At 54.8% G+C, this 1,470-nt stretch carries 1 rRNA gene; it reads right to left on the reverse strand.

What is annotated here, in order from left to right:
* Positions 1 to 20: 20 nt before the first annotated feature.
* Positions 21 to 1,470, reverse strand: a 16S ribosomal RNA gene (locus BJ885_RS23120); the annotation flags it as partial.

Below are 1,470 nucleotides of genomic sequence, written 5' to 3' on the forward strand. Positions count from 1 at the left end.
CAAAGGCAGGTTCTTTAAGGTAAGGAGGTGATCCAACCGCAGGTTCCCCTACGGTTACCTTGTTACGACTTCACCCCAGTCATGAATCACAAAGTGGTAAGCGCCCTCCCGAAGGTTAAGCTACCTACTTCTTTTGCAACCCACTCCCATGGTGTGACGGGCGGTGTGTACAAGGCCCGGGAACGTATTCACCGTAGCATTCTGATCTACGATTACTAGCGATTCCGACTTCATGGAGTCGAGTTGCAGACTCCAATCCGGACTACGACGCACTTTATGAGGTCCGCTTGCTCTCGCGAGGTCGCTTCTCTTTGTATGCGCCATTGTAGCACGTGTGTAGCCCTACTCGTAAGGGCCATGATGACTTGACGTCATCCCCACCTTCCTCCAGTTTATCACTGGCAGTCTCCTTTGAGTTCCCGGCCGGACCGCTGGCAACAAAGGATAAGGGTTGCGCTCGTTGCGGGACTTAACCCAACATTTCACAACACGAGCTGACGACAGCCATGCAGCACCTGTCTCAGAGTTCCCGAAGGCACCAAAGCATCTCTGCTAAGTTCTCTGGATGTCAAGAGTAGGTAAGGTTCTTCGCGTTGCATCGAATTAAACCACATGCTCCACCGCTTGTGCGGGCCCCCGTCAATTCATTTGAGTTTTAACCTTGCGGCCGTACTCCCCAGGCGGTCGACTTAACGCGTTAGCTCCGGAAGCCACGCCTCAAGGGCACAACCTCCAAGTCGACATCGTTTACGGCGTGGACTACCAGGGTATCTAATCCTGTTTGCTCCCCACGCTTTCGCACCTGAGCGTCAGTCTTTGTCCAGGGGGCCGCCTTCGCCACCGGTATTCCTCCAGATCTCTACGCATTTCACCGCTACACCTGGAATTCTACCCCCCTCTACAAGACTCTAGCCTGCCAGTTTCGAATGCAGTTCCCAGGTTGAGCCCGGGGATTTCACATCCGACTTGACAGACCGCCTGCGTGCGCTTTACGCCCAGTAATTCCGATTAACGCTTGCACCCTCCGTATTACCGCGGCTGCTGGCACGGAGTTAGCCGGTGCTTCTTCTGCGGGTAACGTCAATCGACAAGGTTATTAACCTTATCGCCTTCCTCCCCGCTGAAAGTACTTTACAACCCGAAGGCCTTCTTCATACACGCGGCATGGCTGCATCAGGCTTGCGCCCATTGTGCAATATTCCCCACTGCTGCCTCCCGTAGGAGTCTGGACCGTGTCTCAGTTCCAGTGTGGCTGGTCATCCTCTCAGACCAGCTAGGGATCGTCGCCTAGGTGAGCCGTTACCCCACCTACTAGCTAATCCCATCTGGGCACATCTGATGGCAAGAGGCCCGAAGGTCCCCCTCTTTGGTCTTGCGACGTTATGCGGTATTAGCTACCGTTTCCAGTAGTTATCCCCCTCCATCAGGCAGTTTCCCAGACATTACTCACCCGTCCGCCGCTCGTCACCC

This window comes from Enterobacter sp. WP_7_1, from assembly GCF_003688535.1.
In the GTDB taxonomy this organism is placed as follows: Bacteria; Pseudomonadota; Gammaproteobacteria; order Enterobacterales; family Enterobacteriaceae; genus Enterobacter; species Enterobacter asburiae.